Raw genomic sequence first — 24,520 nt, 5'->3', positions numbered from 1 at the left:
GTCGGCGCGCATGTTGCATTTACCGGCCGGTGCTGCAATGGCTTGGGCGACACAGGCAACCGGCATTTCCGTCCCATGACCGCACTCGAGTTCAATACCACACGCCGCTACGTGCTCGGCCTCGGCTGCGAGCGGGGCACCTCGCCCGACGAGGTGATGGCGCTGGTCTTCTCGGCCTTGGAGATGGCCGGTATCGTGCCTGCGCAGGTCGCCGGGCTGGCGTCCATCGATTCGCGTCGAGGCGAGCCGGCGATGGCGGTGGTCGCCGCGCGCCTGGCCATCCCGATGCTGTTCTTCGACGCCGCGACGCTCGAGAAGGAGACGCCGAGGATCAAGAACCCCTCCGATGTCGTCTTCGCGCGGGTGGGCTGTCATGGTGTCGCGGAATCCGCCGCACTCGCGGCGATCGGGCCCGATGCCGAGCTTGCGCTTGCGAAAATCAAATCGGCGCATGCGACCGCCGCGATCGCACGCGCCCTGTTGCGGAAAGAGTAGCGCTCGCTATGGTGGCCGCCAATACATGCCAGAGACCATGCAAGAGGGACGACTATGCATAAGGTGATTTACGATACGGATCCGGGTGTTGACGATGCGATGGCGCTGCTTTTCCTGCACCGTCATGCCGACATCGATCTGATCGGCATCACGACCGTGTTCGGCAACGCCTCGATCGAGACGACGACGCGCAATGCGCTGTTCCTCAAGCGCGAATGGAATATTCCTGCACCCGTCGCCAAGGGTGCCAGCGTGACGATCGATCCGTCGCGCAAGGAAGGCGCCTGGCCGACCTTCGTGCATGGCGATGACGGGCTCGGCAACATCGACGTGCCCGAAGTCGTCGACGTGCCGCTCGATCCGCGACCGGCCTACAAGTTCATCATCGACACCGTGCGCGCCAATCCGGGCGAGGTGACGCTGGTGGCCGTCGGGCGCATGACCAACCTTGCGCTGGCGCTGAAGGAAGACCCGGACATCGCCGGCCTTGTGAAGCAGGTCGTCATTATGGGCGGCAACTTCTATGTGCCTGGCAATGTGACGCCTGTGGCTGAAGCCAACATCCATGGCGACCCCGAGGCTGCCGATATCGTGCTGACGGCGCCGTGGCAGGTTGTCGTCATCGGTCTCGATGTCACCGCCATCACCACGATGAGCCGTGGCTATCTCGGAGAGATGGCGGCCAGGGGCGACAAGGCCGTGCAGCTGCTCGACAAGCTCTCGCAGTTCTACATCGACTTCTACAAGCATGCCGTCGAGGACGGGATGATGGTGCATGACAGTTGCGCCTGCGTCTACGTCGTGGCGCCGGAGCTTTTCACCACGATCTCGGGCGCCATGCGCGTGGTGTGTGGAGGCATCGCCGATGGCCAGACGATCGTCAAGCAGGACGGCCGTCGCTTCCCGCCGGGCGACTGGGACGATCTGCCGAGCCAGATCGCCTGCACCGGCATCCAGTCGCAAGAGGTCATCGACCTGATTCGTGATACGCTGCTCAACGCTTAGTCGGCAATCGTCATCGTTGTTTCGGCGCAAGCGCATTGGCGAATCCATTCAGCCGCTTGCGCCGATATCTTCATAATCTGAGTCCGTTTGGCGGGCTGCAATTGGCGTGATCGTGACCTGTATTTTCGCCGCGTTTGCGGCGTTGACGTCGTCCGCCGCCGGGCATAGATCATCGTCATGATCGAAACGGTACTTTCTCACCTCCCGGCGATGGACCCCGGCAGTGTCTGGCTCGTCGGCGCGGGGCCCGGCGATCCGGGCCTTTTGACGCTGCTTGCGGTCAAGGGGCTGATGGAAGCCGATGTCATCGTGCATGATGCGTTGGTCGATGCCGAGTGCCTGAAGCTCGCGCGGCCGGGCGCCGTTCTCGAATATGCGGGAAAGCGCGGCGGCAAGCCGTCCGCCAAGCAGCGCGACATCTCGCTTCGTCTCGTCGAGCTCGCGCAGGCGGGAAATCGCGTTCTGAGGCTTAAGGGCGGCGATCCCTTCGTCTTCGGGCGTGGCGGCGAAGAGGCGCTGACGCTGGTCGAATACAACGTGCCGTTTCGCATCGTGCCGGGGATTTCCGCGGGGATCGGCGGGCTCGCCTATGCGGGTATCCCCGTGACCCACCGCGACATCAATCATGCGGTGACGTTTTTGACCGGCCACAATTCATCGGGGCTGGTGCCGGACGCGATAAACTGGGATGCTATAGGCAAGGGCTCGCCCGTCATCGTCATGTATATGGCGATGAAGCATATTGCCGAGATCAGTGCCAACCTGATTGCCGCGGGGCGCTCCCGCAACGAACCGGTCGCCTTCGTCTGCAACGCGTCGACGAACGCGCAAGAGGTTCTGGAAACGACGCTCGGCGAGGCGCCGGCCGCGGCGCTGACGTCGGGTATCGAGCCGCCGGCGATCGTGGTTGTCGGCGAGGTGGTGCGGTTGCGTGGTTCTCTCGATTGGCTGGGTGCGCTGGCCGGACGACGGTTGCATCCCGATCCGTTCCGGAGGTCCGGCAGTAAGGAGACGGCATGAGTGGTCTGTTGATTGCAGCCCCGTCCTCCGGGTCGGGAAAGACGACGGTGACGCTTGGGCTCCTCAGGGCGCTTCGCAAGCGTGGGGTGGAGGTCGCGCCCGGGAAGGCGGGGCCTGACTATATCGATCCTGCCTTTCACGCCGCTGCCAGCGGTGTCGCCTGTCTCAATTTCGATCCCTGGGCGATGCGTCCCGAACTGATCGCCGCCAACGCGACGCTGCATCGCTCGGGCGACCGGCTGCTTGTCATCGAGGCGATGATGGGCCTCTTCGATGGTGCGGCTGATGGCAAGGGTACGGCGGCTGATCTGGCGGCGATGCTTGGTCTTTCGGTCGTTCTCGTCGTTGACGCCTCGCATATGTCGCAGTCCGTCGCCGCACTCGTGGCCGGGTTTGCCGGGTTCCGCGCCGATGTGCGGATCGCCGGCGTCATCTTGAACAAGGTCGGCGGCGATCGGCATGAGATGATGCTGCGCCAGGCGCTCGAGGCGAGCCGCATGCCCGTGATCGCGGTCGTGCGTCGTGACGCCGAGATCGCGCTGCCGGAGCGGCATCTTGGTCTGGTGCAGGCGGGCGAACATGAGGCGCTGGAGAAATTCGTCGAGCATGCAGCCCAGGCGGTCTCGCAGAACTGCAATTTCGACTTCCTGATGCGGGTCGCGAGACAGGGTTTCGCACGCCCCTCGACCGCCAACATCGACCGCCTGCCGCCACTCGGCAGCCGGATCGCGGTGGCGCGCGATATCGCCTTTGCCTTCTGCTACGAGCACATGCTGCTCGGCTGGCGGCGTCGCGGCGCCGATATCTCGTTTTTCTCGCCGCTCGCCGACGAGCCGCCGGAGCGCACCGCCGACGCCATCTATCTCCCCGGCGGCTATCCGGAATTGCACGCCGGACGCATAGCCGCCGCCTCGACCTTTCGGGCGGCCATGCGCCAGGCGGCCGAAGGCGGGGTGCGGATCTACGGGGAGTGCGGCGGTTACATGGTGATGGGCGACGGGCTGGTGGACGCCAGCGGCGAGCGCCACGAGATGCTCGGACTGCTGCCGCTGGTCACCAGCTACGAGGAGCGCAGGCGTCACCTGGGTTATCGGCGGGTCTATCCCATCAACGGCTCGTTCTTCGCGCAGCCGATGACGGCGCACGAGTTTCACTATTCGTCGGTGGTGTCAGAGGGCGAGGCGGACCGGCTTTTCAAGGTGACCGACGCATTGAACAACGATCTCGGCACGGCCGGCCTGCAGCGCTGGCAGGTGGCCGGGTCCTACATGCATCTCATCGATGTGGCGGCTCAGCTGTCTGGGCCGGCAGGTGGCGCGGGCGGACCGGCACGATGAATGCGCCGATCATCCATGGCGGTGGCATAACGGCCGCCGCGGCACTTTATGGCGGCAAGCCCGAGGACTGGCTCGATCTTTCCACCGGTATCAGTCCGTTTCCGGCGGTCCTGCCTGATATCCCCATACGCGCCTGGCACCGCTTGCCGGACCAGCATCTTGTGCAGGCGGCGCGGGAGGCGGCGCGGCATTATTATGGAAGCGGCAACAGCCTCCCGTTGCCGGTGCCCGGCACGCAATCCGTCATTCAGCTTCTGCCGCGCTTGATCGCGGCGGGCGGGCGCGCCGCGGTTCTCGGGCCGACTTACGGTGAATACGAGCGGGCCTTCGTGATGGCGGGAGCGGCTGTCGATCGGCTTGATGGGATCGACGAGGTCGGCGACCATCACGCGCTTGTCGTCATCGTCAATCCCAACAATCCCGATGGCCGGGTTTACCAGCCCGGGACGCTGCTTGATCTTGCGCGCCGGCTGGCAGCGCGGGGCGGGCTTCTCGTGGTCGACGAGGCATTCGGCGACACCGTTCGCGAGGCCAGCGTCGCCGCCCATGTCGCGGACCATGCCAATCTCATCGTCTTTCGCTCCTTCGGCAAGTTCTTCGGTCTTGCCGGTCTGCGGCTCGGCTTCGTCATCGCGGCGAGGGAAATTCTCGATCGGATCGAGAGCCTGCTCGGCCCCTGGGCCGTTTCCGGGCCGGCGCTGTCGATCGCCGCGTCCCTGTTGCGCACGGATACCGAGCCGCTGCGTCGCGCGATCGCTGAGCGTAGCGAGGCGATGCGTAACGTCCTGACCAAGGGCGGGCTTCGCATTCGCGGCGGCACCGCGCTGTTCTTGCTGGTCGAAGACGAGGCGGCGGATGCGTTGCAGGCACATCTGTGCGTGCATCATATTCTGGTCCGCAAGTTCGATTATGCCCCTTCCTGGCTGCGCTTCGGCGTGACCGCGGATGCCAATGGCGACCTCAGGCTCGCCGATGCCCTGTTGAGCTTCGATCGATGATTTTTGAACTGAACCTTCTCGTGCTGGTGCTTGCCCTGATGCTCGACAGGATCGTCGGTGATCCCGATGTGCTCTGGGCGCGGCTGCCGCATCCGATCGTCCTGTTCGGCAAGGCGATCTCGCGGATGGAGACGCTGTTCAACCGGACTGAGCTGGCGGGCGAAAGCCGCAGGCGCAACGGCATGCTCGTCATCGCCGCCCTGCTTCTGGTCGCCATCGTCGCCGGCGTTGCGCTGCATCTCTTCTTCACGCTTTTCGGGCTCGCCGGCATTCTGCTCGAGGTTCTCATCGTCACGGTATTCCTGGCGCAGAAGAGCCTTGCCGATCACGTCGAGGCGGTCGCGACCGGTCTTCGGCAGGGTGGTCTCGATGGCGGGCGGAAGGCGGTGTCGATGATCGTCGGGCGCGACCCGGAAACACTGGACGAGCCGGCCGTCTGCCGGGCGGCGATCGAGAGCCTTGCCGAGAATTTTTCCGACGGCGTCGTCGCGCCGGCGCTTTGGTATCTGGTGTTCGGCCTGCCGGGGCTGCTTGCCTACAAGATGCTGAACACGGCGGATTCGATGATCGGCCACAAGTCGGAACGCTATGTCGACTTCGGCTGGGCGTCGGCGAAGCTCGACGATCTCGCAAACTGGCCGGCGGCGCGGCTTTCGATCGCGCTGATCGCGGCGGGTGCGTGGCTTAGACGCGGCGGCGATGCCTGCCGCGAGGCGTTCAAGATCGCGATGCGCGACGGCGGCATGCATCGCTCGCCGAACTCGGGACGCCCGGAAGCGGCGATGGCGGGCGCGCTCAACGTGCAGCTCGCGGGGCCGCGCGTCTATTCCGGCGTGGTGGTCATGGAGCCGATGATCAATGGCGGCGGCAGGGAGACCGCCGTGATCGAGGATATCGACAGTGCCGTGTCCGTCTTTAACGCCAGTTGCTCGGTTCTTGCCTTCGTCGTTCTGGTGGTCTTCCTGTTTCTTCTGTAGATCAGCGTCGATACCAGTATTGGCATTGACTACCATTCTCCTCCCGGCAATGCCGCGCGGTTCTTCGACATGATGAGGCTGGTCAACACGAGGGTCGCCGTCACCAGCCGAGCGGGACGAAAGGTCGCGGAAACGGTTGCCGGCTGCCTTTCCTTCCATGCTGTTTAAGCAACAGTGCCGTCGCAAATTGCGCGTCGGGCTGGACGAAAGCATTGGCTTTTGAAATGGATTTGCCTATGAGGGGGAAAACTATCATTTCCAAGAGGTACAGGCGTGACCGCTACATTCGATAAAGTTGCCGACATCATTGCAGAAACCAGCGAGATCGATCGTGACACGATCACGCCGGAAAGCCATACGATCGACGACCTCGGTATCGACAGCCTCGACTTCCTCGATATCGTGTTCGCCATCGACAAGGAATTCGGCATCAAGATCCCACTCGAAAAGTGGACGCAGGAAGTCAACGAGGGCAAGGTCTCCACGTCGGAATACTTCGTGCTGAAGAACCTCTGCGCCAAGATCGACGAACTGCGCGCCGCCAAGGCCTGATCGATACGCACAATTTTTTTCTCCGCCCTGTCGCCATTCACCATGGCGGCCGGGCGGTTTTGTTACTAAGTAGGCCCACAGGGTCGCGCTTTGCGAAATCGTCTCCGATTTTCGCAAGGCTCGGTCCTGTCGATTAAAAAATGATAGAGCGTCCTTTGTGCGTCCAATCGGACGCACGGCGCTCTAGCCGACGGCATGTTGCCTGTGCGGCCGGAGGATCCGATGCTCCTGGAATACTTCCAGATGATCGATCGCGTCGAGGCGGTCGACCTTCAGACCAAGACACTCAAGGCACGTTCCGTCGTGCCGGCGAAAAGCCCGGTGTTCGAAGGTCATTTTCCCGACATGCCCCTTGTCCCGGGCGTGCTTCTCATTGAAACCATGGCGCAGGCATCCGGCATGCTGGTGCTGGCGGCGACCGATTTCGCGGCCATGCCGTTCCTGATGTCGGTCGACGGCGCGAAGATGCGCACCTTCGTCGAGCCGGAGGCAGTCCTCGATATCGAGGCGTTTCTGGAGCATGACGGCTCGGGCTTCGCGGTCACCAAGGCGAAGATCACCAGTGGCGGCAAGAAGGTTTGCGACGCGCAGCTGAAGTTGCGCACCATGCCTTTCAGCGAAATTCCGCTCGGTGATATCGTCAAGAAACGCGCCAGCGAAATCGGCCTGATGGATGCAATCGCCGCGCAGGGAGTGAATGGATGAGCAAGGCTCAGAATGATGTCGTCATCACGGGCGTCGGTATCGTAACCTGTCAGGGCGTCGGCAAGGAGCCGCATATCGCGCTGCTCAACGCAGCCGACGCGCCGAAGACAGTTGTCGAGACCGAGAAGTTCAAGCCCTATCCGATCCATCCGCTGCCCGAGGTGGACTGGTCGCTGCAGATCGCCAAGCGAGGCGATCAGCGGCAGATGGAAAACTGGCAGCGCATCGGCGTGTTCGCGGCGGGCCTTGCGCTCGACGACGCCGGCCTGAAGGACAATGTCGAAGCCTGCGGCACGATGGACATGATCGTGGCGGCTGGTGGTGGCGAGCGCGACATCAATGTCGACACGCTGATCGTCGACGAAGGCCTGAAGCGCAACGACCGCGAAGTGCTCTTGAACGAGAAGCTGACGACCGAGCTTCGCCCGACGCTCTTCCTTGCGCAGCTCTCCAACCTGCTCGCCGGCAATATCTCGATCGTCCACAAGGTCACTGGCTCGTCGCGCACCTTCATGGGTGAGGAATCGGCCGGCATTTCCGCCGTCGAGACCGCGTTCTACCGCATCAAGTCGGGCGAATCCTCGCATGCGCTGGTTGGCGGCGCGTTTTCGGCCGAGCGTCTCGACATGGTTCTGCTGTTCGAGGCGATCGGCTCGCATTCGCGCGGCGAGTGGCAGCCTTTGTGGTCGCGCAAGGATGGCGGCATCACAAGCGGTTCGCTCGGCGCGTTCCTGGTGCTCGAATCGCGGGCGCATGCCGAAGCGCGCGGCGCCCATATCTATTCCACGATCTCGTCCATCGAAGGCGATCGCGGCAATCGCGGCGCCGGCAATCTCGAAAAGCGCCTTGAGCGGCTGCTCGAGCCCGCCAAGGGCCTGCCTGCCGAAAGCACCGCGATCTTTTCCGGCTCCTCGGGCATGCCTGAGCTCGCGTCTCGCGAGAAGGCGGTTCTGGAGCATCAGCTGCCCGGTGCTGCCATCCGCGGCTTCGGCGGCGTGACCGGCCATGGGCTGGAAGCGCACTTCACCCTCGGGCTGGCGCTGGCCGCCCTTGCCATCGACGGTGAGGCCAAGGTGCCGGCATTCGACGGCGCACATGAGAAATCCATGAGTTCAGGCACGAAGGCCGCGGTCGTCACGACGGTCGGGCATCAGCGTGGCGAAGGCGTCGCCGTTTTGTCGGCGGACGCGTGAGGAGCAGGCACATGACGGATCAAGCTTACAAGGATCATCTCGGCCGCCCGATCGTGGCTGTTACCGGCGTCGGCATCATGACCTCGCTGGGGCAGGGCCTCAAGGACAACTGGTCGGCGCTGATATCAGGCAAATCCGGTATCCACGACATCAATCGCTTTCCGACGGACGGTCTTTCGACGCGCATCGCCGGCACTGTCGATTTCATCGACGTTCCAGCACCGAACGCCGTCGAGCGCTCCTACGCATTCGCTCGCGAGACGACGATCGAGGCACTGGCTGACGCCGACATATCAGGCGACTTCAACGGCCCGCTGTTTCTCGCCGCACCGCCGATCGAGCCGGAGTGGATTGCCCGCTTCGAACTCGGCGATCGTTCACCGCCGCCCTCGCAGCCGGGCGATGCCTACGACCGCTTCCTGACTGCGATGCGCCAGCGTCCCGATCCGGCCTTCCACGAGGCGGCGCTGTTCGGCGCCATCTCGGAGCGTCTTGCCGATCGTTTTGGCACGCGCGGCCTGCCGGTGACACTATCGACGGCCTGTGCCTCGGGCGCGACCGCGATCCAGCTCGGCATCGAGGCGATCCGCCAGGGCCGCACGAACCGGGCGCTTGCCGTTGCGACCGACGGCTCGGTCAGTGCCGAGGCGCTGATCCGCTTCTCGCTGCTCTCGGCCCTGTCGACGCAGAACGACAACCCGACCAAGGCTTCCAAGCCGTTCAGCAAGGACCGCGACGGCTTTGTCATCGCCGAAGGCGCTGCGACGCTGGTGCTGGAATCGCTGGAATCGGCGATTGCGCGCGGCGCCAAGGTTCTCGGCATCATGAAGGGTGCTGGCGAAAAGGCCGACAGCTTCCATCGCACCCGGTCCTCGCCCGATGGCGGCCCGGCGATCGCGACGATCCGCGCGGCGCTTGCCGATGCCGGCATGGATGAAGGCGATATCGGCTACATCAACGCGCACGGCACCTCGACGCCTGAGAACGACAAGATGGAATATGGCTCGATGCTCGCCGTTTTCGGTGATCGCATGGCCTCTATTCCGCTGTCGTCGAACAAGTCGATGATCGGCCATACGCTGACGGCGGCTGGTGCCGTGGAAGCGGTGTTCTCGCTGCAGACGATGCGCACCGGCACGCTGCCGCCGACCATCAACTACACCAACCCGGATCCCGCCATCGTTCTCGACGTGGTGCCGAATGTGAAGCGGGATGCGCAGGTGAATGCCGTGCTTTCCAACTCCTTCGGCTTCGGCGGCCAGAACGCCAGCCTTGTCATGGCGCTGGAACCGGCTTAGAGAACCGCCTTGCTCCTCATCCCTGTGCCCAGACTCGTCCGGGCGATGTCACAGGGATCCAGCAGCGCTGCGTCCGCAGCGCGGACGAGTCTTTTCACGCGAAAGACTTCGCGTGGCTGGATTCCTGTGACGAGCACAGGAATGAGGTATCTGACCAAAGGAAAATCCATTATGCGCGCTCTGCAACTGATCGACGACCGCAAGCTCGAGATCACCGATCTGCCTGAACCCGATGCGCCCGGCGCCGGCGAAGTGACGCTGCGCGTCAAGGCGGTCGCGCTCAACCATATCGATGTCTGGGGCTGGCGCGGCATGGCGTTCGCCAAGCGCAAGATGCCGCTCGTCATCGGTGCGGAAGCATCCGGTGTCGTCGAGGCGATCGGTCCCGGCGTGTCCAACGTGCTTCCGGGCCAGCTGGTCGCCGTCTATGGCGCGCGTACCTGCGGCCTCTGCCGTCCGTGCCGCGAGGGTCGCGACAATCTGTGCGAACACGTCTCGGGCGTGCACGGCTTCCATCTTGATGGCTTCGCGCAGGAGAAGGTCAACCTTCCGGCACGCCTGCTCGTTCCCGCACCTCCCGGCGTCGATGCCGTTGGCGCCGCCGTAGCACCGGTTACTTTCGGCACCGTCGAGCACATGCTGTTCGACAACGCCAAACTTGAGCCGGGCGAAACCATCCTTGTACATGCCGGCGGGTCCGGCATCGGCTCGGCTGCGATCCAGCTTGCCAAGAAGATCGGCTGCACCGTCATCACCACTGTCGGCTCCGACGACAAGATCGAGAAGGCCAAGGCGCTCGGCGCCGATCACGTCATCAACTACCGCACCGACCGTTTCGAGGGCGTGGTGCGCAAGCTCACCAAGAAGAAGGGCGTCGACGTCGTCTTCGAACATGTGGGCAAGGACACCTGGGCGGGCTCGATGCTCTGCCTGAAGCGCGGCGGGCGTCTCGTCACCTGCGGCTCGACATCGGGTGTCTCGACCGACATGAACCTGATGATGCTGTTCCAACAGCAACTGAAGCTGCTCGGCTCCTTCGGCTGCCGCATGGAGAACATGGCCGACGCCATGCAGAAGATGGGTCGCGGTCTCGTGCATCCCGTCATCGACACCGAGGTCGGCTTCGACGATATCGACCGGGCGCTGGAGCGCATGGAATCGCGCCAGATCTTCGGCAAGATCATCCTGAAGATGGATTGATCCCTTGGAGCTGTTCATTACCCGGATCGTCCTGAAACTGGACCATTTTCGCCAGTGGCTGATCGCGCAGGTGATGTTCGGCTTCCTGAACTTCCTGAAGATCTTTCCGGCCGACGGAGCGATCAACTTCATCGACTGGCTGATGCGCAAGATCGGCCCGAAGATGAAGCGCCACAAGCTGATGCTTGCCAATCTCCGCAACGCCTTTCCCGAAAAGAGCGACGAGGAGATCAACCAGATCGCGCTTGGGAGCTGGGCCAACATGGGCCGGCTTGCGGCGGAATACGTGTTTCTCGACCGTCTGTTCGATTTCGATCCCGAAAAGAGCGAGCCGGGCAGGGTGGAGGTGTCGGGTATCCCGATCTTCCTCGATCTTCTGGAAAACCCGCGTCCCTTCATCGTCTTTACCGGCCACACCGGCAATTTCGAGCTGCTGCCCGTGGCGGGCGCCGCCTTCGGGCTCTATGTCAGCGTTCTCTTCCGACCGCCGAACAATCCCTACGTGGCGCAGAAGGTGTTCGACTTCCGTAGCGCCCGCATGGGCAAGCTGGTGCCGTCGCATGCCGGATCGTCCTTCGCGCTCGCCCGCCAGCTGGAAGCGGAGCAGGGGGTCGGCGTGCTTGTCGACCAGAAATTCGGCCGCGGATTGAAGACCGAATTCTTCGGCCGGCCGGTGAAGACCAACCCGTTGCTCGGCAAGCTGGTGCGCCAGTTCAACTGCGAGGTCTACCCGGCCCGCTGCATCCGTCTCCCCGGCAACCGCTACCGGCTGGAAATCGAGCCGAAGGTGGAATTGCCGCGCGATGCGAACGGCAATCTCGACCTGACAGCCACGGCGCAGCTGCTGAACGACAAGGTGGAAAGCTGGGTGCGGGAATATCCGGAACAGTGGCTCTGGTATCATGACCGGTGGGAGATCAAGCGCCAGCTCATCTAGAATGCCTGCCATTACATCTTGTCATTGAAAAACAGGATGGCTTCATCATTGAACATGAAGTGACGTCATGTTACCGATTTCTGACAGTCGGGATGACGGGGCGATGGTCGCCTGCTCATGATCCGGTATAACATAGCAATTCCCTCACTGAATGGGCATGGGAGGCGTGGTGCTCGGGCTTTTTCAGGCATTCTCGTTGCGGTGTTCGCAAATTGATGAGGCTATAAGGCTTGGTGACGATGCGCGGGTGAGCAGCCTCGACGGGTCGATCGACGCGCTTATCGAAACGATTCTCGGCTACCGCGCCACCAATCTGTTCTATGCGCACATGCAGATGCAGTTCGTCGGCTGCCTGATCGATCAGTATGCCGAAGACAGCGAATCGGTGCGCGAGCATGTGAAGCTGCTCTCCTACATGATGGAGCAGTATCTGGGTTCGACGGTGCCGCGCTGGCAGATGCCGCCGCTGGAGCGCATGGATCGCGAACGCGTGTCCGCGCCCGCGGCCTACGTGCCCAACACCGATAACGGCAATTTCCTGAACTCGGCTATCCTCGAATCGCTGCCGGATCGGGTGGCGGTGCTGACCAAGGACTATCGCTACCTCTACGCCAACGCCGCCAGTTCCGCTTACGCCAAGCGCAAGCCGTTCGAGATGGTCGGGCGGCATGTGAAGGAGGTTCTCGGCGAGAAGCGGTTCGTGGATTGCATGAAGGGCATGCTCGACGCATGTTTCGCGGGCGAGACATGCGATCACACCTATGAACGTCGCGAGGACAACGTCGTGCAGAGGACGCGATATCGCATGTCGCCGCTGCGTGATTCGTCCGGCTATATCATCGGCGCGCTGGTCGTCTCGCAGGATGCCGGATCATCGGCGGCCAATCTCGCCGCCTGATCAGGCCTTTGTCCAGACCGCCAGTTCGTATCCATCGGGATCGGCGAAATGAAAACGGCTGCCGCCCGGAAAGCCGAAGATCGGGCGAACGATCTTGCCGCCGGCGCCTTCAACCGCCTGCAAGGCCGCCGACAGGTCGTCGGCATAGAGGATGACGAGAGGGCCGCCGGGGCGAGGTGCCTTGACGTTGGTGAAGCCGCCCTTCAGACGTCCGTCGTCGAATTCGCAGTAATTGGGGCCATAGTCGGTGAAGCGCCAACCGAAAGCCTTGCCGTAGAACGCCTTGGAGCGCTCGATATCGGCGACGTTGAATTCGACATAGTCGATGCGGAGCTCGGTTTTCGTAGATGTCATCGGTCCCCCCCCTCTAGATTTCCATCAGTTTCTTCAGCGCCTCGAGATCGCGTGCCACATGCGCCGCGTCGGCCTCGAACTGCGCGTCGGTCATATCCGGCAGCCGCAGCAAAGTGAACATCACCTCGCAGCCGTCGCCATTCGTGATGATCCGGAGCGCGTTATAGACCCGCAACCCGTTCGCGATCGTGACGGTATGGTCGAGAACACCGAATTCGTTGTCGGGTGCGAAGCTCACGCGAACCGTGCCGAGGACACCCTTGGCGATCCAGTCGTCGCCACTTTTTTCAAGGCCGGAGGCGAGACCCGATGCCCAGAGCGGCATATTCTCGGGCGCGCCGGCGAAGGCCCAGACGTCCCGCCAGTTTCTCTCGATCGACCGATGAATGATTCTTGCCGGCATTGTCGCCATGGGCTTGCGCCTCCTTCGCTGTTCGTGGGCGGCTTAACGTCGTCTTCCGACCTGTCTCATTGTCGCAACGATGCCAGCGGCATCAAAGCCACCCGCAGAGCGGCCTCGTCGGCAATATGGGTTCGGCTCGGGACAGAAACAATACGCGACCGATCCGGGGCGAATCGAACTTGCCGGATGAGCCAGAGAGTGCCACAACATCGGTCCAATTTGGCTAAAGCGCCTCGCGATCTTCCAGATTCACCCGTTGCGCTCTAGATCTTTGTTTTACCGCATGTCGTTATCGCAAAGCCGCTTCACATTTTTGCGCGACATGCTCTAACCGGAGAGTTAACGTGGAAAAGGCAGAAATCGGGCTGATCGGCCTTGCGGTCATGGGTTCCAACCTCGCTCTGAACATCGCGGAAAAGGGCAACAAGATTGCGGTGTTCAACCGTACGCCCGACAAGACCGACGAGTTCTACGAGAGCGCCGGCGATCTGAAGAAGCAGATCATTCCATGCAAGACGATCGAGGAGTTCGTCGAAGCGATCCGCCCGCCACGCCCGATCATCATCATGATCAAGGCCGGTGAGCCGGTCGATCAGCAGATGGAGCTGCTGCGTCCGCATCTCTCCAAGGGCGATATCATGATCGATGCCGGCAACGCCAACTTCCGCGACACGATCGCCCGCTTCGACCGCCTCAAGGACACCGACCTGACCTTCATCGGCATGGGTGTTTCCGGTGGCGAGGAAGGTGCGCGCCACGGCCCGTCGATCATGGTCGGCGGCACGGAGGATAGCTGGAAGCGGGTCGAGCCGGTGTTGACCTCGATCGCCGCCAAGTACAAGGGCGACCCCTGTGTTGCCTGGCTCGGCAATGACGGCGCCGGCCACTTCGTCAAGACGATCCACAACGGCATCGAATATGCCGACATGCAGATGATCGCCGAAATCTACGGCATCCTGCGCGACGGCCTCGGCAAGAACGCCAAGGACATCTCCGGCATCTTCGGCGACTGGAACAAGGGCCGCCTGAACTCCTATCTCATCGAGATCTCCGAGAAGGTGCTGGCCGCCACCGATCCGATCTCCGGCGGCGCGATGGTGGACATGATCCTCGACAAGGCCGGCCAGAAGGGCACCGGCAAGTGGTCGGCGATCGAAGCGCAGAACATGGGCATTCCGGCAACGGCGATCGAAGCGGCCGTTGCCGCCCGTAGCCTGTCGTCGATGAAGACCGAGCGCGAAGCCGCCGAGAAGATCTTCGGCAAGCCGGAGTACAAATTCCCGGTCGCCTACGGCCCCGAACTCGTCAAGGATCTGGAACTGGCGCTCTTCGCCGCCAAGATCGGTGCCTACGCACAGGGCTTCGCGGTGATGGCGGAAGCCTCGCGCGAGTTCAAGTGGTCGCTGCCGATGCCAACCATTGCCAGGATCTGGCGTGACGGCTGCATCATCCGTTCGCAGTTCCTCGACGAGATCACCTCCGCCTTCACCAAGGCGCCGGATGCGGCCAACCTGATCGTGACGCCGGCCTTCTCGGATATGGTCAAGGAATCGCTGCCGGCGCTTCGCCGCGTCGTTGGTGCGGCTCTTCAGGCCGGCCTGCCGGTTCCGGCGCTCACCTCGGCGCTCACCTACTTCGACGCTTACCGCCAGGGCCGCGGCACCGCCAACCTGATCCAGGCACAGCGCGACTTCTTCGGCGCCCACGGCTTCGATCGTCTCGACGGCAAGGACTTCCACCACGGCCCGTGGGGCAGTGGCGCCGCGACGTTCTAAACGGCGGACAAGAAGTGACATGACGATAAGCAGCCGGGTCCATGCCCGGCTGTTTTGCTTGATGTGGTGCGTCGATACGGCCGGTTCGCCAGCCGTCCAATAATGCCTGGCTTACGCCTTCCACACGGGCTGGCTGATGCTCTGCAGCAACTCGGGCTCGACGCCGTCGATGCGGGCGATGACGGCCTTGGCCATCTCGCGCCCGGCATGGCGGACGTCTTCATAGGCGGTGATGATCTCCGGACGAATCCAGTTGAGGATCGGAGCCGATTCCTTCGAGGCCATGTCGACGTCCCGGCCGAGGCGCTTGCCGGCGGCTTCGATGCCGGCATTGACGGCGATGGCGGCGCTGCCTGCGAGACAGACGATGCCATCGGGCGCGTTGCCTGAGCGCATCATGGTTTCGACGGCGTTGCGGATCTCGTCCAGCGGCGTGTCGATGGTGACGCGCAGCGGCACTTCCTCGGCGCCATAGTCGTGGAGGCCTGTCTGGAAGCCGATGCGGGTGTGCGTGTAATAGGTGAGCTTGCTCGGAGGCTGGAGGAGGGCGATGCGCCTGCGACCGCGCGCGACGAGTTTGGCGACCGCCTGGTGGGCGAAAGCCTCGTTGTCGAAATCGTGGAAGGGATGCATCAGCCCGGCATCGGTGCGTCCGTGCGTCGCGAAGGGCATGTTGCGCTCGCTGAGTAGCCGCACACGGGGATCGTCGGGCTCGATGCGGGAGATGATGACGCCGTCGGCCGAACCTGTCTCCAGGATGTAGCGGACGGGCAGCATCGGGTCCTTGCTGTGCGAGTGGGGGGTGACGACGATGTGGTAGGGTGTGCCGGTCAGGACCTCGGAGATGCCGAAGACCAGCTGGCTCGAGAAGCCCATGATCTCCTCGTCAATGCTCAGAACCAGAGCGATGACGTTGGTCTTGCCGGTCCTGAGACGCACGCCGGCGCGGTTCGGCTGGTAGCCGAGCTGGCTGGCCACCATGCGCACGCGTTCCTTGGTCTCCGCGCCGATATCAGGCGCATCCTTCAATGCTCGGGAAACCGTGGTGATGCCGAGGCCGGTCATGAAGGCAATCGTCTTCAGTGTCGGTCTCTCCCGAGATGGCTCGGTCACCGTCGCCCCGAAATTCGCTTTGTTTTTCATCCCTCTAGGCCGTCCTACGCGATTTGGTTCGCTTATAGATGCTTTTCGCAGCGCTGTAAGCACGAATACACAAATGTCGTTCCCTCCCACGGGCCTTAAAATCTGTAACGTTGCAGTAGAAATGTCGAGCGATTTTTCCGATCGTTCTGGTTCGTGTGCTCTCAATGGTTGAATCGATGGTTTTTGCACGAATTTTTTGCACCTGCGAACGAAAATCGGAAGTCATGTGACGATACCAGTATAATATATCGTTATTAAACATAGTGATAGTGCGTGTGTGCGATTGCACATCGCCGGATGTTGGTCTTGCGGCGCCTTGCGGGGAAGGGTCTTTAAAGACAGGCAATGGTAGCAAAGCAGGGTCGAAAAGAAAATTTTAAGGGGTGGCTGTTGCGCGGCAATATCGATTGAACTAAGTTTTTCCGGCAACGTTTCAGTGAGGGAGGAGAACTCATGAATATTCGTTTGATGGCGGCAGCGCTGTGCGCATCCGTCGCCCTGCCGCTCGGTGCGGCACAGGCCACCGATCTCGAAGTCACGCACTGGTGGACCTCGGGTGGCGAAGCCGCCGCCGTGGCGGAACTCGCCAAGGCATTCGACGCGACCGGCAACAAGTGGGTCGACGGCGCTATCGCCGGGTCCGGCGGCACGGCGCGTCCGATCATGGTCAGCCGTATCACCGGCGGCGATCCGATGGGCGCCACCCAGTTCAACCACGGCCGCCAGGCCGAGGAACTGGTGCAGTCCGGCCTTATGCGCGACCTGACCGATGTCGCGACCGCCGAGCGCTGGAAGGACATCGTCCGTCCGGCGAGCCTGCTCGACAGCTGCACGATCGACGGCAAGATCTATTGCGCACCTGTGAACATCCATTCCTGGCAGTGGCTGTGGCTTTCCAATGCCGCCTTCAAGAAGGCCGGCATCGAAGTGCCGAAGAACTGGAATGAATTCGTCGCGGCGGCTCCTGCGCTTGAAAAGGCCGGCATCGTGCCGCTCGCCGTCGGCGGCCAGCCATGGCAGGCTGCAGGCGCCTTCGATACGCTGATGGTGGCGATCGCCGGCAAGGACACGTTCCTGAAGGTGTTCAAGGACAAGGATGCGGAAACCGCGGCCGGTCCCGAGATCGCCAAGGTCTTCAAGGCGGCCGACGACGCCCGCAAGATGTCCAAGGGCAGCAATGTCCAGGATTGGAACCAGGCAACCAACCTCGTCATCACCGGCAAGGCCGGCGGTCAGATCATGGGTGACTGGGCGCAGGGCGAATTCGCTCTGGCTGGCCAGAAAGCCGGTACCGACTACACCTGCCTTCCGGGGCTGGGCGTGAACGAAATCATCTCCACCGGTGGTGATGCGTTCTACTTCCCGGTGCTCAAGGATGCCGAGAAGACGAAGGCCCAGGACGTTCTCGCCAAGACGCTTCTCGATCCCAAGACCCAGGTTGCCTTCAACCTGAAGAAGGGCTCGCTGCCGGTTCGCGGTGACGTCGATCTCGCGGCCGCCAACGACTGCATGAAGAAGGGTCTCGACATCCTTGCCAAGGGCAATGTGGTCGAAGGCACCGACCAGCTGCTTTCGGCCGACAGCCAGAAGCAGAAGGAAGACCTCTTCTCGGAGTTCTTCTCCAATGCCTCGATGACGCCTGAAGACGCGCAGAAGCGTTTCGCTGAAATCATCGGCTCCGCCGACTGATCGTCTGCTCGTGCTGCCGCGATCCGGCTTTCCGCCCAGGAACGGAGAGCCGGATGTGCCCTAGCCGCTGATGGCGGCGGGCTCGCGGCAGTGCTTTCCCGATGCGTTCCCGCCGCGAGAATGCGGCTGGAACCATCCGGGGCAAGAGACGGGAGCGGTGTCCGGCAACGGCCGCTGCTCTCGGTCACAGAAGCAAGTACGTGTCAGGAGGAAACACAATGACGGGTCCAGCGAAAGCCGGCCGGCCAAATCAGTTGCTGCGCAATCTGAATTCCAAAATCGCATCCATCCCGATGATCCTTACCGCCGTGGTCATCTTTCTCGGCGGAACGCTCTGGACGGTGTTCTATTCCTTCACCAACTCGAAGCTCCTGCCAAGGATGAGCTTCGTTGGTTTCGACCAGTACAAGCGGCTCTGGGCCGCGCCGCGATGGATCGTGTCCATCGAGAACCTCGCCCTTTACGGCATCTTTTCCCTGATCTTCAGCCTGGTGATCGGCTTTACGCTGGCGGCGCTGATGGATCAGAAGATCCGGTTCGAGAATGCGTTCCGGACGATCTTTCTCTATCCCTTCGCGCTGTCCTTCATCGTCACCGGCCTCGTCTGGCAATGGGTGCTCAATCCGGAATTCGGCGTGCAGTCGGTGGTGCGTTCGCTCGGCTGGACGAGCTTCACCTTCGATCCGCTTTATACGCCGAGCATCGTGATCTACGGCGTGCTGATCGCAGCGCTCTGGCAGGGAACGGGCCTCGTCATGTGCCTGATGCTCGCCGGCCTGCGCGGGATCGACGAGGACATCTGGAAGGCATCGCGCGTCGACGGCATTCCGATGTGGAAGACCTATCTCTTCATCGTCATCCCGATGATGCGTCCCGTCTTCATCACCACGCTCGTCATCATCGCGTCCGGCATCGTCAAGGTCTACGACCTCGTGGTGGCGCAGACGTCCGGTGGACCCGGAATCTCGTCGGAAGTGCCGGCCAAATATGTCTACGACTACATGTTTCAGGCGCAGAACCTGGGGCAGGGCTTCGCCGCCTCGACCATGATGCTGATCACGGTCGCGATCATCATCATTCCATGGGCTTATCTGGAATTCGGGGGAGGGCGTAAACGTGCCTGATACCATCGCTCTCAAGACCGCCGAGGTCGCACTAGGACCCGCAAAGTCCTTCGACGGACCGAATGGCTCGAAGCCGAAGCGGGTGCTCTCGCCACGCAACATCATGCTCTACGGCACGCTGTTCGTCGCCGCCGCCTACTACCTGCTGCCGCTCTACGTGATGATCGTCACGTCGCTGAAGGGGATGCCCGAAATCCGCATGGGCAACATCTTCTCGCCGCCGATGGAAATCACCTTCGAGCCTTGGGTGAAGGCCTGGGCGACAGCCTGCACGGGCCTCAACTGCGACGGTCTTTCCCGCGGCTTCTGGAATTCGGTGCGGATCACCGTGCCATCCGTGATCGTCTCCATCGCGATTGCCTCGGTCAACGGCTACGCACTCGCCAACTGGCGCTTCAAGGGCTCGGAGCTGTTCTTCTCGATCCTCGTCATCGGTGCCTTCATTCCCTACCAGGTGATGATCTATCCCATCGTCATCGTGCTCAGGGAAATGGGGATCTACGGCACGCTGACGGGGCTGATCATCGTGCACTCGATCTTCGGCATGCCGATCCTGACGCTGCTCTTCCGCAACTATTTCGCATCGCTGCCGCAGGAGCTGTTCAAGGCCGCCCGCGTCGATGGTGCCGGCTTCTGGCAGATATTCCTGAAGATCATGGTGCCAATGTCGCTGCCGATCTTCGTCGTCGCCATGATCCTGCAGGTCACCGGCATCTGGAACGACTTCCTGTTCGGCGTCGTCTTCACCCGGCCGGAATACTATCCGATGACCGTGCAGCTCAACAACATCGTCAATTCCGTCCAGGGCGTGAAGGAATACAACGTCAACATGGCCGCAACCATCCTCACGGGTCTGGTGCCGCTCATCGTGTATTTCGTGTCGGGACGTCTGTTCGTCCGCGGTATCGCCGCAGGCGCAGTGAAAGGCTGATCCATGAATTCAAGCGTTTCCATCAAAGACCTTTCGCTGAACTTCGGTGCGGTCAGCGTGCTCAAGGATCTCAACCTCGAGATCAACGACGGCGAGTTCCTCGTGCTGCTCGGCTCTTCCGGCTGCGGCAAGTCGACCCTGCTCAACTGCATTGCCGGCCTGCTCGACATCAGCGAGGGACAGATCCACATCAAGGGCCGCAACGTCACCTGGGAAGAACCCAAGGACCGCGGCATCGGCATGGTGTTCCAGTCCTACGCGCTCTACCCGCAGATGACCGTGGAGAAGAACCTCTCCTTCGGCCTGCAGGTGGCCAAGATTCCGCAGGCCGATATCGAGAAGCGCGTGGCCCGCGCCTCGGAGATCCTGCAGATCCAGCCGCTCCTGAAGCGCAAGCCGGCGGAGCTATCCGGCGGCCAGCGGCAGCGCGTGGCGATCGGCCGTGCGCTGGTGCGCGATGTCGACGTGTTCCTGTTCGACGAGCCGCTCTCCAACCTCGACGCCAAGCTGCGTTCGGAACTGCGCGTCGAGATCAAGCGGCTGCACCAGTCGCTGAAGAACACGATGATCTACGTCACCCACGACCAGATCGAGGCGCTGACGCTCGCCGACCGCATCGCGATCATGAAGAACGGCGAGATCCAGCAGCTTGCCGATCCGACGACCATCTATAACAAGCCGGGCAGCCTGTTCGTCGCCGGCTTCATCGGCTCGCCGTCGATGAACTTCCTGCGCGGCGAGATCGCCAAGCGGGGCGATGCCACCGTGTTCACCGCCAACGGCGTCGATTTCAACGTCGATGCCTATGAGGCGAGCGCGCCGCTGCAGGCGGGCCGGAAGGTGACGCTCGGCGTGCGGCCGGAGCATATCAAGGTCAACGAGAACCTCGGCGCCGAGGTTCATGACGCGACCGTCGATATCGAGGAGCCGATGGGCGCCGACAACCTGCTCTGGCTGAAGCATGCCGGACATACGATGTCGGTGCGCATCAACGGCGCCCGCCGCTTCAATCCCGGCACCGCCGTCAAGCTCGGCTTCGACATGTCGCTGGCATCGATCTTCGACGCCGAAACGGAACTGCGCCTCTAGACGACTACGCTGCGGGCGGGGCTTACAGCGGTTCCGCCCGTTCTTACAATCGGCCTTGTCGGCCAACCACATTCGGTCGCAGCCCGGTGACGGGTTCTCCCAAGAGCGGCCTGATCGGACAGTGCTATGACATCCTTGCCCACCAACGGGTTCAACCTCGACCTCTCAGGCTCGTGGAAGCTCACCTCCACGGATGGTGAAATCACCGCGCCGATCACGCTTCCCGGCGACGTGCATTCGGCGCTGCATGCCGCCAGGCTGATCCCCGACCCCTATTTCGGCCGCAACGAAGAGGTCGTGCAGTGGGTGGCGCATCGCGACTGGTCGATCGAGCGCAGCTTCACGGTGTCGGAGCCCGATGGCGACTGGTACCTCGATATCGATTATCTCGACACGGTGGCCGCCGTCTTCATCAACGGCGCGCCGGCGCTCGTCGCCGACAACAGCTTCCGCCGCTACCGGCCGGATGTCAGCAGCCATCTGAAATCCGGCGAGAACGTCATCCGCATCGTGCTTCATTCGAGCATCGCGGCGGGCGCCGACCGGCAGGGCAAGCAGCCCTTCTACATTCCCTATTCGACCGGCAATTCGCCGATCCCCAACGGCAACATGCTGCGCAAGCCGCAGTGCCATTTCGGCTGGGACTGGAACATCGCGATCGCGCCGCTCGGGCTTTACGGCACGATCGCGCTGCGTCGGCTCGACACCGCCCGTATCGAGCATGTGACGACGCAGCAGGTGCACAATCTCGACGGCTCCGTCGATCTCAAGGTCTCAGCGACGCTGTTTGCGAAGAACCCCGGCATCGTTCCCGTGCATTTCTCGCTCGATGGCGAGCGGGTGCGTCTCGATGTCGGCGTCGGCGCCGGTGAGACCGTCGTCAATCATGTCTTCGAGATCTCCAAGCCGCGCCTCTGGTGGCCGGCGGGAAGCGGCGAGCAGGCGCTCTATGCGCTCACCGTCGATCTGCCTTCCGATGCCGTCACCAAGCAGATCGGTCTGCGCACGGTCGAGCTCATCACCACGCCTGATGCCGCCGGCGCGCGCTTCGCGCTGAAGGTCAACGGCCGCGAAATCTTCTGCCGCGGCGCCAACTGGATCCCGGCCGACGCGCTGTTTTCGCTGTCGTCACCCGAGAAGACCGAGGACCTGCTGCAATCGGCCAAGTCCGCCAACATGAACATGATCCGCGTCTGGGGCGGCGGGTTCTACGAGCATGATCATTTCTACGACCTCTGCGACCGGCTCGGCCTGATGGTCTGGCAGGACTTCATGTTCGCCTGCAATCTTTATCCCTCGACAGAGGACTTCCTCGACAATGTCGCGCTCGAAGTCGACTACCAGGTTCGTCGCCTGAATTCGCACCCCTCGATCGCGCTCTGGTGCGGCGACAACGAGCTGGTGGGCGCGCTCACATGGTTCGAGGAATCGCGCAAGGACCGCGACCGTTATCTCGTCTCCTACGATCGCCTAAACCGGGTGATCGAGCAGGCGATGAAGAAGGCGGCGCCGGATGCGATCTGGTGGCCGTCGAGCCCGGCGTCGGGCTATCTCGATTTCGGCGATGCCTGGCATGCCGATGGCTCCGGCGACATGCACTACTGGTCGGTCTGGCACGAGAACAAGTCGTTCGACAATTACCGCTCGGTGCGCCCGCGCTTCTGCTCGGAATTCGGTTTCCAGTCCTACACCTCGCTGCCCGTTATCAAGACCTATGCCGAGGCCAAGGACATGAACGTCGCGTCACCGGTCATGGAGCTGCACCAGAAGAATGCTGGTGGCAACGAGCGCATCGCCGGCACGATGTTCCGCTATTTCCGCTTCCCGAAGGATTTCCCGAATTTCGTCTATCTCAGCCAGATCCAGCAGGGTCTCGCGATCAAGACGGCGGTGGAATACTGGCGGTCGCTGAAGCCGCATTGCATGGGCACGATCTACTGGCAGCTCAACGACACCTGGCCGGTGGCCTCGTGGTCGAGCCTCGATTACGGCGGTCGCTGGAAGGCGATGCATTATCTGGTCAAGCGCTTCTTCCAACCGGTCGCGGTCGCCGCCATCCCATCCGACGACGGCAAGCAGATCCGCTTCTCGCTGGTCAACGACACCCTTGTTGACGTCAGTATCGACCTGTCGGTCTCGGTCCTTGACATGAAGGGCGAGCGCAGGCACCTGAAGGATGTGCAGGCGGTCTGCACGCCTGACGCGGCGGTGACGGCTGCTAGCATCGAGGTCTCCGAGATTCCCTCGGGCACGCTGCTTGCCTGGCGCTTCACGGCGTCGAACGGCATGGGCGGCGAGGGACATTACGTGCACGGCACCTACAAAACGCTGGAGCTCGAGCCCGCGGGCCTGATGGTCACGCACGAATATGTCGAGGAGGACGGTTCCGTCTGCCTCAACGTCACCGCGAGGGGACTTGCGCTCTTCGTGATGATCGAGACCGAGGCCGACGGCAAGTATTCCGACAATGCCTTCGATCTGGCGGCGGGCGAGACGCGCCGCATCACCTTCACCCCGGCAGCGCCGCTTGCTGATGGCGCCCTGCCGGAATTCCGTTTCTACGACCTGCAGTCCTGCCAGTCCGTGGATTGATCCTGATTGAAATGAATGGGCACGAGGCCCGAGGAGGATATTATGACGAAACTGAGCTTCCAGCTTTATAGCGCCCGCAACTTCCAGCCCTATTCGGCGATCTTCGAAAAGCTCGGCAAGGCCGGCTATCAGGAAGTCGAAGGCTTCGGCGGCATTTATGCCGATCTCGACGATGCCGGTCTGAAGAGCCTGCGCGCCGAGCTCGACAAGAACGGCCTCACGATGGCGAGCGGCCATTTCAGCCCGGACTTCCTCGATGGCGAAGTGCAGAAGTCTTTGAACATTGCCAAGATCCTCGGCATGGATTCCATCTATGCGCCGCATCTTGCCGCCTATGAGCGTCCGACCGATGGCGCCGGCTGGCTGGCCTTCGGCAAGCGCCTGCAGGAAATGAGCAAGCCCTACAAGGATGCGGGCTACGAGTTCGGCTGGCACAACCACGACTTCGAATTCGTCGAGCTCGCCGACGGTTCGCTGCCGATCGAGCGCATCTTCGAAGGCGCGCCCGATATTTCCTGGGAAGCGGATATCGCCTGGGTCGTTCGCGGCGGCGCCGATCCTTTCGCATGGATCGAGAAGCTCGGTTCGCGCATCACCTCGGCGCACGTCAAGGACATCGCGCCAGCTGGCGAAAACAAGAACGAGGACGGCTGGGCGGATGTCGGCCATGGCACGCTCGATTGGGCGAAGCTCGTCGCGGCGCTGAAGGGCACCAAGACCAGACACTACGTCGTCGAGCATGACAATCCTGCCGATATCGATCGCCTGATCACCCGCTCGATCGCATCCTTCAAGACCTACTGAG

The 24,520-nt window shown here is 62.4% G+C and carries 23 protein-coding genes; 20 read left to right on the top strand and 3 right to left on the bottom strand.

Translation table 11 applies throughout. The annotated features are described in order from the left end of the window. Positions 1–75 precede the first annotated feature (75 nt). The 13 genes from GGQ67_RS04325 (at position 76) to GGQ67_RS04265 (ending at position 12,615) form a co-directional block, all read left to right on the top strand. Positions 76–495 (top strand): cobalamin biosynthesis protein, encoded by a 420-nt coding sequence (locus tag GGQ67_RS04325; protein WP_183898974.1) that lies wholly within the window; start codon positions 76–78, stop codon positions 493–495. A 54-nt stretch (positions 496–549) separates the two neighbouring features. Then, on the top strand, positions 550–1,500 hold the full coding sequence (locus tag GGQ67_RS04320) for a nucleoside hydrolase (protein ID WP_183898973.1): 951 nt from the start codon (positions 550–552) through the stop codon (positions 1,498–1,500). A gap of 177 nt (positions 1,501–1,677) precedes the next feature. Further along, on the top strand, positions 1,678–2,520 hold the full coding sequence (cobA, locus tag GGQ67_RS04315; RefSeq protein WP_183898972.1) for a uroporphyrinogen-III C-methyltransferase: 843 nt from the start codon (positions 1,678–1,680) through the stop codon (positions 2,518–2,520). Further along, on the top strand, positions 2,517–3,857 hold the full coding sequence (locus tag GGQ67_RS04310) for a cobyrinic acid a,c-diamide synthase CobB (protein ID WP_183898971.1): 1,341 nt from the start codon (positions 2,517–2,519) through the stop codon (positions 3,855–3,857). The genes cobA and GGQ67_RS04310 overlap by 4 nt, the downstream gene beginning before the upstream one ends. Next, positions 3,854–4,855 (top strand): threonine-phosphate decarboxylase CobD, encoded by a 1,002-nt coding sequence (gene cobD, locus GGQ67_RS04305; RefSeq protein ID WP_183898970.1) that lies wholly within the window; start codon positions 3,854–3,856, stop codon positions 4,853–4,855. Before GGQ67_RS04310 ends, cobD begins: the two co-directional genes overlap by 4 nt. Then, complete coding sequence (gene cbiB / locus GGQ67_RS04300) at positions 4,852–5,832, top strand: adenosylcobinamide-phosphate synthase CbiB (RefSeq protein WP_183898969.1); 981 nt, start codon at positions 4,852–4,854, stop codon at positions 5,830–5,832. Before cobD ends, cbiB begins: the two co-directional genes overlap by 4 nt. A 273-nt stretch (positions 5,833–6,105) precedes the next feature. After that, the gene (locus GGQ67_RS04295) at positions 6,106–6,384 is read left to right on the top strand and encodes an acyl carrier protein (protein ID WP_018900650.1); all 279 of its coding nucleotides are present in this window, start codon (positions 6,106–6,108) and stop codon (positions 6,382–6,384) included. Between the two features lie 222 nt (positions 6,385–6,606). Then, on the top strand, positions 6,607–7,089 hold the full coding sequence (locus tag GGQ67_RS04290) for a 3-hydroxyacyl-ACP dehydratase FabZ family protein (protein WP_183898968.1): 483 nt from the start codon (positions 6,607–6,609) through the stop codon (positions 7,087–7,089). After that, entirely contained in the window at positions 7,086–8,282 is a 1,197-nt protein-coding gene (locus GGQ67_RS04285; protein WP_183898967.1) for a beta-ketoacyl-ACP synthase, read from the top strand. The genes GGQ67_RS04290 and GGQ67_RS04285 overlap by 4 nt, the downstream gene beginning before the upstream one ends. Positions 8,283–8,293: 11 nt before the next feature. Then, complete coding sequence (locus GGQ67_RS04280) at positions 8,294–9,580, top strand: beta-ketoacyl-ACP synthase (protein ID WP_047505454.1); 1,287 nt, start codon at positions 8,294–8,296, stop codon at positions 9,578–9,580. 171 nt (positions 9,581–9,751) lie between these two features. Continuing rightward, positions 9,752–10,780 carry a zinc-binding dehydrogenase gene (locus tag GGQ67_RS04275; RefSeq protein WP_183898966.1) on the top strand — a complete coding sequence of 343 codons (1,029 nt, stop codon included), beginning with the start codon at positions 9,752–9,754 and terminating at the stop codon, positions 10,778–10,780. A gap of 4 nt (positions 10,781–10,784) precedes the next feature. Beyond that, positions 10,785–11,717 carry a lipid A biosynthesis lauroyl acyltransferase gene (locus tag GGQ67_RS04270; RefSeq protein WP_183898965.1) on the top strand — a complete coding sequence of 311 codons (933 nt, stop codon included), beginning with the start codon at positions 10,785–10,787 and terminating at the stop codon, positions 11,715–11,717. Between the two features lie 169 nt (positions 11,718–11,886). Continuing rightward, positions 11,887–12,615: a PAS domain-containing protein gene (locus GGQ67_RS04265; protein WP_183898964.1), complete on the top strand. Its 729-nt coding sequence runs from the start codon at positions 11,887–11,889 to the stop codon at positions 12,613–12,615. On the opposite strand, the gene GGQ67_RS04260 is transcribed toward GGQ67_RS04265, so the two are convergent. Both GGQ67_RS04260 and GGQ67_RS04255 read right to left on the bottom strand, forming a co-directional pair. After that, the gene (locus GGQ67_RS04260; RefSeq protein ID WP_183898963.1) at positions 12,616–12,969 is read right to left on the bottom strand and encodes a VOC family protein; all 354 of its coding nucleotides are present in this window, start codon (positions 12,967–12,969) and stop codon (positions 12,616–12,618) included. Positions 12,970–12,982: 13 nt separating this feature from the next. After that, positions 12,983–13,381, bottom strand: coding sequence for an SRPBCC family protein (locus tag GGQ67_RS04255; protein WP_183898962.1), 399 nt, complete (start codon positions 13,379–13,381; stop codon positions 12,983–12,985). 335 nt (positions 13,382–13,716) lie between these two features. Between GGQ67_RS04255 and gndA the strand changes: the two genes are divergently transcribed. Further along, positions 13,717–15,147: an NADP-dependent phosphogluconate dehydrogenase gene (gndA, locus tag GGQ67_RS04250; RefSeq protein WP_183898961.1), complete on the top strand. Its 1,431-nt coding sequence runs from the start codon at positions 13,717–13,719 to the stop codon at positions 15,145–15,147. A 111-nt stretch (positions 15,148–15,258) separates the two neighbouring features. On the opposite strand, the gene GGQ67_RS04245 is transcribed toward gndA, so the two are convergent. Continuing rightward, entirely contained in the window at positions 15,259–16,290 is a 1,032-nt protein-coding gene (locus GGQ67_RS04245; protein ID WP_183898960.1) for a LacI family transcriptional regulator, read from the bottom strand. A 453-nt stretch (positions 16,291–16,743) separates the two neighbouring features. Here GGQ67_RS04245 and GGQ67_RS04240 point away from each other — a divergent pair, with 453 nt between their 5' ends. The 6 genes from GGQ67_RS04240 (at position 16,744) to GGQ67_RS04215 (ending at position 24,519) form a co-directional block, all read left to right on the top strand. Further along, on the top strand, positions 16,744–17,979 hold the full coding sequence (locus tag GGQ67_RS04240) for an ABC transporter substrate-binding protein (RefSeq protein WP_183898959.1): 1,236 nt from the start codon (positions 16,744–16,746) through the stop codon (positions 17,977–17,979). 218 nt (positions 17,980–18,197) lie between these two features. Beyond that, complete coding sequence (locus GGQ67_RS04235; protein WP_183898958.1) at positions 18,198–19,103, top strand: carbohydrate ABC transporter permease; 906 nt, start codon at positions 18,198–18,200, stop codon at positions 19,101–19,103. After that, complete coding sequence (locus GGQ67_RS04230) at positions 19,096–20,034, top strand: carbohydrate ABC transporter permease (protein WP_183898957.1); 939 nt, start codon at positions 19,096–19,098, stop codon at positions 20,032–20,034. Before GGQ67_RS04235 ends, GGQ67_RS04230 begins: the two co-directional genes overlap by 8 nt. A gap of 3 nt (positions 20,035–20,037) precedes the next feature. After that, the gene (locus tag GGQ67_RS04225; RefSeq protein ID WP_183898956.1) at positions 20,038–21,123 is read left to right on the top strand and encodes an ABC transporter ATP-binding protein; all 1,086 of its coding nucleotides are present in this window, start codon (positions 20,038–20,040) and stop codon (positions 21,121–21,123) included. A gap of 126 nt (positions 21,124–21,249) precedes the next feature. After that, complete coding sequence (locus tag GGQ67_RS04220) at positions 21,250–23,715, top strand: beta-mannosidase (protein ID WP_183898955.1); 2,466 nt, start codon at positions 21,250–21,252, stop codon at positions 23,713–23,715. Positions 23,716–23,757: 42 nt separating this feature from the next. Next, a complete protein-coding gene (locus tag GGQ67_RS04215) occupies positions 23,758–24,519 on the top strand; it encodes a sugar phosphate isomerase/epimerase family protein (RefSeq protein ID WP_183898954.1) in 762 nt (253 codons plus the stop codon). The last annotated feature ends 1 nt before the right edge of the window (position 24,520 follow it).

The sequence above is a fragment of the Rhizobium metallidurans genome, assembly GCF_014196505.1.
Taxonomy (GTDB): domain Bacteria; phylum Pseudomonadota; class Alphaproteobacteria; order Rhizobiales; family Rhizobiaceae; genus Rhizobium; species Rhizobium metallidurans.
This window is presented reverse-complemented; position numbering and strand designations above follow the sequence as displayed.

What these genes read in the sequence shown, in the direction of transcription:
- GGQ67_RS04320 (WP_183898973.1), top strand. Translation starts at nt 550, where the DNA reads ATGCATAAGGTGATTTACGATACGGATCCGGGTGTTGACGATGCGATG.
- GGQ67_RS04225 (WP_183898956.1), top strand. Translation starts at nt 20,038, where the DNA reads ATGAATTCAAGCGTTTCCATCAAAGACCTTTCGCTGAACTTCGGTGCG.
- GGQ67_RS04220 (WP_183898955.1), top strand. Translation starts at nt 21,250, where the DNA reads ATGACATCCTTGCCCACCAACGGGTTCAACCTCGACCTCTCAGGCTCG.
- GGQ67_RS04255 (WP_183898962.1), bottom strand. Translation starts at nt 13,381, where the DNA reads ATGGCGACAATGCCGGCAAGAATCATTCATCGGTCGATCGAGAGAAAC.
- GGQ67_RS04240 (WP_183898959.1), top strand. Translation starts at nt 16,744, where the DNA reads ATGAATATTCGTTTGATGGCGGCAGCGCTGTGCGCATCCGTCGCCCTG.
- GGQ67_RS04275 (WP_183898966.1), top strand. Translation starts at nt 9,752, where the DNA reads ATGCGCGCTCTGCAACTGATCGACGACCGCAAGCTCGAGATCACCGAT.
- GGQ67_RS04235 (WP_183898958.1), top strand. Translation starts at nt 18,198, where the DNA reads ATGACGGGTCCAGCGAAAGCCGGCCGGCCAAATCAGTTGCTGCGCAAT.
- GGQ67_RS04325 (WP_183898974.1), top strand. Translation starts at nt 76, where the DNA reads ATGACCGCACTCGAGTTCAATACCACACGCCGCTACGTGCTCGGCCTC.
- cbiB (WP_183898969.1), top strand. Translation starts at nt 4,852, where the DNA reads ATGATTTTTGAACTGAACCTTCTCGTGCTGGTGCTTGCCCTGATGCTC.
- GGQ67_RS04260 (WP_183898963.1), bottom strand. Translation starts at nt 12,969, where the DNA reads ATGACATCTACGAAAACCGAGCTCCGCATCGACTATGTCGAATTCAAC.
- GGQ67_RS04310 (WP_183898971.1), top strand. Translation starts at nt 2,517, where the DNA reads ATGAGTGGTCTGTTGATTGCAGCCCCGTCCTCCGGGTCGGGAAAGACG.
- GGQ67_RS04245 (WP_183898960.1), bottom strand. Translation starts at nt 16,290, where the DNA reads ATGAAAAACAAAGCGAATTTCGGGGCGACGGTGACCGAGCCATCTCGG.
- GGQ67_RS04285 (WP_183898967.1), top strand. Translation starts at nt 7,086, where the DNA reads ATGAGCAAGGCTCAGAATGATGTCGTCATCACGGGCGTCGGTATCGTA.
- cobD (WP_183898970.1), top strand. Translation starts at nt 3,854, where the DNA reads ATGAATGCGCCGATCATCCATGGCGGTGGCATAACGGCCGCCGCGGCA.
- GGQ67_RS04215 (WP_183898954.1), top strand. Translation starts at nt 23,758, where the DNA reads ATGACGAAACTGAGCTTCCAGCTTTATAGCGCCCGCAACTTCCAGCCC.
- GGQ67_RS04280 (WP_047505454.1), top strand. Translation starts at nt 8,294, where the DNA reads ATGACGGATCAAGCTTACAAGGATCATCTCGGCCGCCCGATCGTGGCT.
- cobA (WP_183898972.1), top strand. Translation starts at nt 1,678, where the DNA reads ATGATCGAAACGGTACTTTCTCACCTCCCGGCGATGGACCCCGGCAGT.
- GGQ67_RS04290 (WP_183898968.1), top strand. Translation starts at nt 6,607, where the DNA reads ATGCTCCTGGAATACTTCCAGATGATCGATCGCGTCGAGGCGGTCGAC.